Below are 9365 nucleotides of genomic sequence, written 5' to 3' on the forward strand. Positions count from 1 at the left end.
CCGGGGGTGGCGCATTCCGCGTGCCCGGGGGTTGGCCGGTGGTGGTGCTCGGCCGTGCGGGGGATGTAACCGGGGCGGCCTGCCGGATGTTCCCGCCGGCTGCCGCGCTCCGCGACCCTGACTGCTGCGGTGGGCCTGACTGTGCGGGGTCTGCCAGGTATAACGACCCCGCCCGGCCACCGATTCCGCCGCGAGGGTGACCCCGACCCCAGGACACGGGGCGCGAAACCAGACAACCACCTCACCCCGACACCCCCGGAACCGGACATCAGGCCCCCGGCACCCGCACCCCACGCAAGCCACGACCCGCGCACGTTCCGGAGAGTGCTGCCTCAGGTCGCAGCGAGGCAGCAGTCCCTTGATGCTGCGCGGATCGTTACCGCGGTGGCAACACCCGACACCGCCTCCGATACGCCCGGCGATGACACCCACCCCATGATCGTGCTCGATCCAGGAAACAGGCCCCTCACCGCGCGGACGAGACCACTACAACCAGGATCGAGCACGATCATCGGTGCCGCGACTGACCACGCGCGGAGGACACCACTACAACCAGGATCGAGCACGATCATGAGTGGCGGGGCTGACCGCCCGCGGACGAGGCGAGGGCGATGTCAGGTGCCGGGGGCCGCTTCCGCGCTCTCGACGGTCGCCGTGTCCTTGTCGAGGGCGGCCAGGATCGCCTCGGCGGTGCGTCGACCCACCCCGGGCACCTCGGTGATCTCCTCGACCGTTGCGGCGGAGAGCCGCTTGAGTGACCCGAAGTGGCGCAGCAGCGCCTTGCGCCGCACCTCCCCGAGGCCGGGCACGTGGTCCAGTGCCGACTCGGTCATCCGCTTGGATCGGCGCTGCCGATGGAAGGTGATGGCGAACCGGTGGGCCTCGTCACGGACCCGTTGCAGCAGGTAGAGCCCTTCCGAGGTGCGCGGCAGGATGACCGGCAACTCGTCGTCCGGGAGCCAGACCTCCTCCAGCCGCTTGGCCAGACCGCAGAGCGCCACGTCGTCGATGCCCAGGTCGGCGAGGGCCTGCGCGGCGGCCGCGACCTGTGGGGCGCCGCCGTCGACGACCACCAACTGTGGCGGGTACGCGAATTTCCGCGGCCGGCCGGTGGTCGGATCGATCAGGACGCCGACCTGGGGCTCCACCGCATCCTCCGGGGCGGCCGGGTCGTCGGCCGACTCCACCCCCACCTCGCCCGTCTCGGCCCTCGCGTCGAGGTATCGGGCGAAGCGGCGGCGGAGGACCTCGGACATGGCGGACAGGTCGTCGGTGGCGCCCCGGACGATGAACCGGCGGTACTCGCTCTTGCGGGGCAACCCGTCCTCGAAGACCACCATGCTGGCGACCACGTCGGTGCCCTGGATCTGGGAGATGTCGAAACACTCGATGCGCAGCGGCGAGGTACGCATGCCCAGCGCCTCGCTGATCTCGTCCAACGCCTTGCCCCGGGTGGTCAGGTCACCGGAACGCTTCAGCTTGTGCCGGGCCAGCGCGTCCTTCGCGTTGCGCTCCACCGTCTCCATGAGTGAGCGCTTGTCGCCGCGCTGCGGCACCCGCAGCGACACCCGGCTGCCCCGGTGCTCGGAGAGCCACTCCGCCAGCGCGTCGGCGTCGGCGGGCAGCTCGGGCACCAGCAACTCCCGAGGCACGTCGGCCTCGCCCTGCTCGCCCCCGTACACCTGGGTGCAGAAGTGGTGCACCAGGTCGCCGGTGGTCAGGTCCTCGGTCTTCTCCACCACCCACCCTCGCTGGCCGCGGACCCGGCCGTCGCGGACGTGGAAGACCTGCACGGCCGCCTCAAGCGGATCGTCGGCGAACGCGACCACGTCGGCGTCGGTGCCGTCGCCCAGCACGACTGTCTGCTTCTCCATGGCCCGGCGGAGCGCGGCCACGTCGTCCCGCAGCCGGGCGGCACGCTCGAACTCCAGTTGCTCGCTCGCCTCGGTCATCTCGCGCTCGATCTTGCGGACCATGGTGTCGGTGCGCCCGGCCATGAAGTCGCAGAACCCGTCGACGATCGCGCGGTGTTCGTCGGCGGAGACGGTGCCGACGCACGGCGCCGAGCACTTGCCGATGTAGCCGAGGAGGCAGGGACGGCCGACCTGACCGGCGCGTTTGAACACGCCGGCCGAGCACGTCCGGGCGGGGAACACCCGGAGCAGCAGGTCGAGGGTCTCGCGGATGGCCCAGGCGTGCGAATACGGACCGAAGTAGCGCACCCCCTTGCGCTTGGCGCCGCGCATCACCTGCAACCGGGGGTATTCCTCGTTGAGGGTGACGGCCAGGTAGGGGTACGACTTGTCGTCACGGTAGCGGACGTTGAACCGAGGGTCGTACTGCTTGATCCAGGTGAACTCGTGCTGGAGCGCCTCTACCTCGGTGCCGACGATGATCCAGTCCACCGACTCGGCGGTGGTGACCATCTGCCGGGTGCGCTCGTGCAGATTCCAGACGTCGCCGAAGTAGGAGTTGAGCCGGCTGCGCAGGTTCTTCGCCTTGCCGACGTAGATCACCCGGCCGGTCCCGTCGCGGAAGCGGTAGACCCCCGGTGACTCCGGGATGGTGCCGGGTGCGGGACGGTAGGTCGAGGGGTCAGCCACGTCAACAAGCCTAGTCCGCACCACCGACAGCCCGTTGCCGGCGCTAGATCCACTCGGTTTCCGGAAAGTCGGGGTGTCGGCTGGACGCGGACACCCCGACTTCCCGAAACGCGAGTCGATAGGTGGCGGAGGCGCGCTGGTCGCTCCCCCGAACCGTCAGGCCAGCGAGATCTGGTCTCCGGTGACCTTGATGTCCCTGGGAGGCAGCGGCTTGGTGGCGGGGCCGGCCTTCACCGAGCCGTCCTCGATCGAGAACTTGCTGTTGTGGCAGGTGCAGTTGATCGTGCCGCCGTCGACGTTCGTCACCGGGCAGTTCTGGTGGGTGCAGATCGGGCTGAAGCCTTTGAACTGGCCGGCCACCGGCTGGGTGATGACCACACCCTGGGCGGCGAGGACCTTGCCGCCACCGACCGGGATGTCGGCCGTGGTCGCCAGGGACTGGGCACCCTGCCGGTCGCCGCCGCCGGCGTCACCGCTGCTGGGCACCGCCGGGCCACCGCTGGTGGGGGCATCGCTGCCACTGTCGCCGTCGTCACTGCCGCAGGCCGCCAGGACGACGGCCGCGCCGACCGCCCCGACGCCGGTGAGCAGGGTGCGCCGTGTCTGCGTACCCGGACCGGTCAGCGCCTGATCGTCACTCATGCCTCGCCTCTCTCTAGCCCGCCGCGCCGGTCAAGAGCCGGCCACACTTTGTCCACACGAGCAACTGTGCCGGATGGTTCACCACGGCATCCGTCCGAACCTGAAATGGGACGGGGTGCCCCTCGACCGATCAGGTCTCGACGGCACGGGCAGCGCGACGCCGGTCGGACCGCCGCAGGCGACCCGACCGGCGTCGCGCGCGCCGGACTCTGGCAGGTGGAGGTCACCGTGCGGCGGCGGGCACCTTGCGGCTCGCCCGCGCCTTGGTGACACCGTTGGCCTTGGCCGCCCGGGTGGTGGCGGCCGCCGCGCCCGCCGCCGCGCCGTCGAGCTTGAGCACCTGGCGCAGGAACTCGCCGGTGTGGCTCTCGGCGACCTCGGCGACCTCCTCGGGGGTGCCGGTGGCGAGCACGGTGCCGCCCCGGTGGCCCCCCTCCGGACCCATGTCGATCAGCCAGTCGGCCGTCTTGATCACGTCGAGGTTGTGCTCGATGGTGATCACCGTGTTGCCCTTGTCGACCAGACCCTCCAGCACCATCAGCAGCTTGCGGATGTCTTCGAAGTGCAGACCGGTGGTCGGCTCGTCGAGCACGTAGACCGTCCGCCCGGTGGAGCGCTTCTGCAGCTCGGAGGCGAGCTTGACCCGCTGCGCCTCGCCGCCGGACAGGGTCGGCGCGGGTTGACCGAGGCGTACGTAGCCCAGGCCCACGTCGACAAGGGTCTTGAGGTGCCGGTGGATGGGCGGAATGGCGGAGAAGAACTCGGCGGCCTCCTCGATCGGCATCTCCAGCACGTCCGAGACGGTCTTGCCCTTGTAGTGCACCTCCAGGGTCTCCCGGTTGTACCGGGCACCCTTGCAGACCTCGCAGGGGACGTACACGTCGGGCAGGAAGTTCATCTCGATCTTGATCGTGCCATCGCCGGAGCAGGCCTCGCAACGCCCGCCCTTGACGTTGAAGGAGAACCGACCCGGGCCGTACCCGCGGACCTTCGCCTCGGTGGTCTCGGCGAAGAGCTTGCGGACGTGGTCCCAGACCCCGGTGTAGGTGGCCGGGTTGGAGCGCGGCGTACGGCCGATCGGCGACTGGTCCACGCCGACGACCTTGTCCACGTTCTCCAGACCGGAGACCCGGGTGTGCCGGCCGGGCACCAACCGGGCGCCGTTGATCTGGTTGGCCAGCACCGCGTACAGGATGTCGTTGACGAGCGTCGACTTGCCGGAGCCACTGACCCCGGTGACCGCGATGAGCTGGCCCAGCGGGAACGGGACGGTCAGGTTGCGCAGGTTGTGCTCCCGCGCGCCGTGCACCACCAGCTCCCGGCCCGGATCCTGCGGCCGGCGGGTCGACGGTGTCGGGATCGACCGACGCCCGGACAGGTACGCCCCGGTGATCGACTCCTTGTTCTTCAGCAGTGCGGGGACCGAGCCGCTGTGCACGATCTTGCCGCCGTGCTCACCCGCGCCGGGCCCGATGTCGACGATCCAGTCGGCGGTGCGGATCGTGTCCTCGTCGTGCTCCACCACGATCAGCGTGTTGCCCAGGCCGCGCAGCCGGATCAGGGTCTCGATCAACCGGTGGTTGTCGCGCTGGTGCAGCCCGATCGACGGCTCGTCGAGCACGTAGAGCACGCCCACCAGGCCGGAGCCGATCTGGGTGGCCAGCCGGATGCGCTGCGCCTCGCCGCCGGAGAGCGTGCCGGCCGGGCGGTCCAGGGAGAGGTAGTCCAGGCCGACGTCGAGCAGGAACCGCAGCCGGGCGTTGATCTCCTTGAGGACCCGCTCGGCGATCATCTTCTGCCGGTCGGTCAGCTCGATGCCGGCGAGCAGGTCGGCGCACTCCCCCACGGACAGGTTGCAGACCTCGGCGATGCTCTTGCCGGCGAGGGTGACCGCGAGCACCTCGGGCTTGAGCCGGGCGCCGCCGCACGCCGCACACGGCACGTCGCGCATGTAGCCCTCGTACTTGTCGCGGGACCACTCGGACTCGGTGTCGGAGTGCCGCCGCTCGATCCACTGCACCACACCCTCGAAGCCGGTGTAGTAGGAGCGCTCACGGCCGTACTTGTTGCGGTAACGCACGTGCACCTGGTCGTCGGAGCCGTGCAGGATCGTCTTCTGCGCCCGCGCCGGCAACGCCCGCCACGGGGTGTCGACGTCGAAGTGCTGGGCCTCGCCGAGCGCCTCCAGCAGGCGCAGGAAGTATTCCAGGTTGTGCCCGGTGGACCAGGGCTGGATGGCGCCCTCGCGCAGGCTGCGCTCCGGATCGGGGACCAGCAGCTCCGGGTCGACCTCCTTCTTGGTGCCCAGACCGGTGCACTCCGGGCAGGCGCCGTAGGGGGCGTTGAAGGAGAAGACCCGGGGCTCGAGATCCTCGATGGCGAGCGGGTGGTCGTTGGGGCAGGCCAGGTGCTCGGAGTAACGGCGCTCCCGGTCCGGGTCGTCCTCCGCCAGGTCGACGAAGTCGAGCAGCACCAGACCGCTGGACAGGCCGAGGGCGGCCTCGACCGAGTCGGTCAGCCGCTGCTTGGCGCTCGCCTTGACGGTGAGGCGGTCGATCACCACCTCGATGGTGTGCTTCTCCTGCTTCTTGAGCTTCGGCGGCTCGGTCAGCGGGTGCACCACGCCGTCGACCCGGGCCCGGGCGTAGCCCTTGGCCTGGAGCTCGGCGAAGAGGTCGACGTACTCGCCCTTGCGCCCACGGATCACCGGGGCGAGCACCATGAACTTGGTGCCCTCGGCCATCGCGAGGACCCGGTCGACGATCTGCTGAGGGCTCTGCCGGGAGATCCGCTCGCCACAGACCGGGCAGTGCGGCTCGCCGATGCGGGCGTAGAGCAGACGCAGGTAGTCGTAGACCTCGGTGATGGTGCCGACGGTCGACCGCGGATTGCGCGAGGTGGACTTCTGGTCGATGGAGACGGCGGGGCTCAGGCCCTCGATGAAGTCGACGTCTGGCTTGTCCATCTGGCCGAGGAACTGCCGGGCGTACGACGAGAGCGACTCGACGTAGCGGCGCTGCCCCTCGGCGAAGATCGTGTCGAAGGCCAGGCTCGACTTGCCCGACCCGGACAGCCCGGTGAACACGATGAGTGCGTCCCGGGGCAGGTCGAGACTGACGTCACGCAGGTTGTGCTCGCGCGCGCCACGGATGATCAGTCGGTCGGCCACGGTGCGTGTACTCCCGGGAGAAGACGAAGCGAAGGATCTGTCCCGCTCTGGGTTGATCTGAGCGGTCGTGCGGGCGCAGGAAACACGCCTCGGCAACTCTAGCCCCGAGGTATGACAGTTTCCCCCGCCCGCACATTCCCCCAGCTCAGCCCGGTCGGCCGCCGATCAGTACCCGCCGGGCGACGGAGGCCGGGCAGCCCGTCGCCGGGCCGAGCGCCACCCACCGCGCCGCTCCGCCGCCACCCGCGCCTCGCGCCGTCGACCCTCCTGGGCCACCTCACCCTGCAGGCGCCGCCAGCTCTCCCATCGGCGGGTGGGGAGCTCGCCGGTCTGCAGCGCCTCGCGGACCGCGCAGGCGGGCTCGCCGTCGTGGCCGCAGTCGGCGTACCGGCAGCCCTGCGCCAGACCGGCGATGTCCGCGAACGCACGGTCGAGCCCGACCGCGCCGTCCAGCAGGCCCACCGCGCGCACCCCGGGCGTGTCGATCACGGCACCGCCACCGGGGATCGGTACGAGGGCCCGCCAGGTGGTGGTGTGTCGACCCTTGCCGTCGACGCGCCGGATCGCCTGTGTGGGCATCATCACCGCCCCGACCAGGGCGTTGACCAGGCTCGACTTGCCGGCGCCGGAGGGCCCGAGCAGACCGAGCGTGCGGCCTGGCGTCACCTCGGCGCGCAGCGGGTCCAACCCGACGCCACGTTCGGCGCTGACCGGCAGCACCGGCACCCCGGGGGCGACCGCGGCAAGCTGGCGGGCCAACGCGGCCGGATCGGCCGCGAGGTCGGCCTTCGTCAGCACGACAAGTGGCCGGGCACCGGACTCGTGGGCCAGGGCGAGCAGTCGCTCGATACGGCCCACGTCCGGCTCGGGGTGCACCGGCTCCACCACGGCGGCCGCGTCCAGGTTGGCGGCCAGCACCTGGCCGCTGGCGTCCTTGCCGGCGGTACGGCGGATCAGCGCGCCCCGCCGCGGCAGTACCACCTCCGCGGTGACGCGCCGGTCCGGCCAGTGGGTGAGCAGCACCCAGTCTCCGGCGCAGGGCAGCGCCGACGGATCCCGGGCGGCGGCGGCCAGCACCCCGCCGCCCAGGCTGGCCCGGACCGGGCCGGCCGCCGTGAGCACCGTGCAGACCCCCCGGTCGACCCGGGCCACGCGGCCCGGGTGGTGCTCGCCGCGTCGCGCGGCGTACGTCGCCCGCTCGGCATCCCAGCCGAGCGCGGTCAGATCGATCGTCATGGCATCCTCATCGGTGTCGGAGCAGGTGATGGCGGAACACGCGTGCCACGTCCGGCATGATCACCACCTCCGTCCGATGTCCCGGTGCCGCGTCTGCCGCTGACGGTAGGTCGCCGGCCGGCACGCCGAAAGCGATTTCCCCGGCGACGGCGCGGGCGGCGGACCGCTAGGGTCGACGGGTGACCACGGATCCGCTCCTGCTGATGGGTGAGGTGGACGCGGCCACCAGCCGGCTCCTGCGTACCGCAGCGTCGTTCGACGCCGCGGACCTGGCCGCGGCGTCGCTGCTGCCGGGCTGGACGCGCGGCCACGTGCTGACCCATCTGGCGCGCAACGCCGACGGTTTCGTCAACCTGCTCACGTCGGCCCGCACCGGCGAGGCACTGCCGATGTACGCCTCGCTGGCGGCCCGCGCCACCGACATCGAGTCCGGCTCGGGTCGGCCATCCGGCGAGCACCTGGACGATCTGCGGCGTACCGCCGACCTGTTCGCCGAGGCGGTCGCGGCGATGCCCGCGCAGGCCTGGGCGGCGACGGTGCAGGCGCGTAGGGGACCCTGGCCGGCCGCGCTGCTCGTGTGGGGTCGGCTGCGCGAGATCGAGGTGCACCACCTCGACCTGGCCGCCGACTACCGACCCGCGGACTGGTCGGAGACGTTCGCCCTCCGGCTGCTGCGGGAGGCCGCCAGCCATCACTCGACGGGTCCGACGCCGCCGTCGTTGGTGCTACGCCCGGACGGCAGCGGGCACGAGGTGGTGATCGGGGACCGCGTCGGCGCCCCGGTCGTCGCCGGTGCCGTGCCCGACCTCGCCGCCTGGCTGATCGGCCGCGCCGACGGCGGCCCGCTCTCCGTCACTCCCGACGGCCCCCTGCCTACTCCACCGGAATGGATATAGAAGCGTCATGACATATAGCGGAGACGTCACCCACGGCGGCGCGCCGGCGGTACGCGAGCTGGACGGGCTGACCATCAGCAAGCTGTCGGTGGGTCCGATGGACAACAACGCGTACCTGCTGCGCTGCACGGGCACCGGTGACCAGGTGCTGATTGACGCCGCCAACGAGGCGCCCCGGTTGCTGGAGCTGATCGGCGACGGTGGGCTCACCGCCGTGGTGACGACGCACCAGCACATGGACCACTGGGTGGCCCTGGAGGAGGTGGTCGCCAAGACCGGCGCGCGGGCGCTGGTGCACGTCGACGACGCGGACGGGCTTCCGATCGAGGCGGAGCGTCTCGGCGACGGCGACACCGTGCCGGTCGGCGACTGCGCGTTGGAGGTCATCCACATCAAGGGGCACACCCCGGGCTCGATCGCCCTGCTCTACCGCGACCCGGCCGGCACCCCGCACCTTTGGACTGGCGACAGTCTTTTCCCAGGTGGCGTGGGCAACACGGACAAGGACCCGGAGCGCTTCGCCGCGCTGATCGACGACGTCGAGCACAAGCTGTTCGATCAACTGCCGGACGACACCTGGTTCTACCCCGGCCACGGCAAGGACAGCACCCTGGGAGCCGAGCGCCCAGCCCTCCCCCAGTGGAAAGCAAGAGGCTGGTAACCGCCTCCACATAAGCAACATCAACGTCGACCAAAAACCACCAAGATCTCTCAACCCCCCGGCGGGCGAGGCACGCACGGACGCGCAGCGCCCACGACGGGGGCGGGGCCTGCCGTGCCCGGCGCAGGGATCAAGCCTGACCGCCCGGAGCCGGGCAC

Annotated in this window: 6 protein-coding genes; 2 read left to right on the forward strand and 4 right to left on the reverse strand. The window is 71.1% G+C overall.

Annotated features, from left to right (window positions below):
• Window positions 1–614: 614 nt before the first annotated feature.
• The 4 genes from uvrC to rsgA all read right to left on the reverse strand — a co-directional run bounded on the left by uvrC (window position 615) and on the right by rsgA (window position 7650).
• Window positions 615–2603, reverse strand: a complete 1989-nt coding sequence (uvrC, locus tag AB0O48_RS34340; protein WP_357571544.1) for an excinuclease ABC subunit UvrC — start codon at window positions 2601–2603, stop codon at window positions 615–617.
• 156 nt (window positions 2604–2759) lie between these two features.
• Window positions 2760–3245 carry a Rieske (2Fe-2S) protein gene (locus AB0O48_RS34345; RefSeq protein WP_357251369.1) on the reverse strand — a complete coding sequence of 162 codons (486 nt, stop codon included), beginning with the start codon at window positions 3243–3245 and terminating at the stop codon, window positions 2760–2762.
• 223 nt (window positions 3246–3468) lie between these two features.
• Window positions 3469–6414, reverse strand: a complete 2946-nt coding sequence (gene uvrA, locus AB0O48_RS34350) for an excinuclease ABC subunit UvrA (RefSeq protein WP_357251366.1) — start codon at window positions 6412–6414, stop codon at window positions 3469–3471.
• Between the two features lie 165 nt (window positions 6415–6579).
• Window positions 6580–7650 carry a ribosome small subunit-dependent GTPase A gene (rsgA, locus tag AB0O48_RS34355; RefSeq protein ID WP_357251363.1) on the reverse strand — a complete coding sequence of 357 codons (1071 nt, stop codon included), beginning with the start codon at window positions 7648–7650 and terminating at the stop codon, window positions 6580–6582.
• Window positions 7651–7829: 179 nt separating this feature from the next.
• Here rsgA and AB0O48_RS34360 point away from each other — a divergent pair, with 179 nt between their 5' ends.
• Together AB0O48_RS34360 and AB0O48_RS34365 are read left to right on the forward strand one after the other, a co-directional pair.
• Window positions 7830–8546 (forward strand): maleylpyruvate isomerase family mycothiol-dependent enzyme, encoded by a 717-nt coding sequence (locus AB0O48_RS34360; protein WP_357251361.1) that lies wholly within the window; start codon window positions 7830–7832, stop codon window positions 8544–8546.
• A gap of 7 nt (window positions 8547–8553) precedes the next feature.
• Window positions 8554–9207 (forward strand): MBL fold metallo-hydrolase, encoded by a 654-nt coding sequence (locus AB0O48_RS34365; RefSeq protein ID WP_357571542.1) that lies wholly within the window; start codon window positions 8554–8556, stop codon window positions 9205–9207.
• Window positions 9208–9365: the final 158 nt, after the last annotated feature.

The organism is Micromonospora sp. NPDC085948 (genome assembly GCF_040686315.1).
Lineage (GTDB): Bacteria > Actinomycetota > Actinomycetes > Mycobacteriales > Micromonosporaceae > Micromonospora.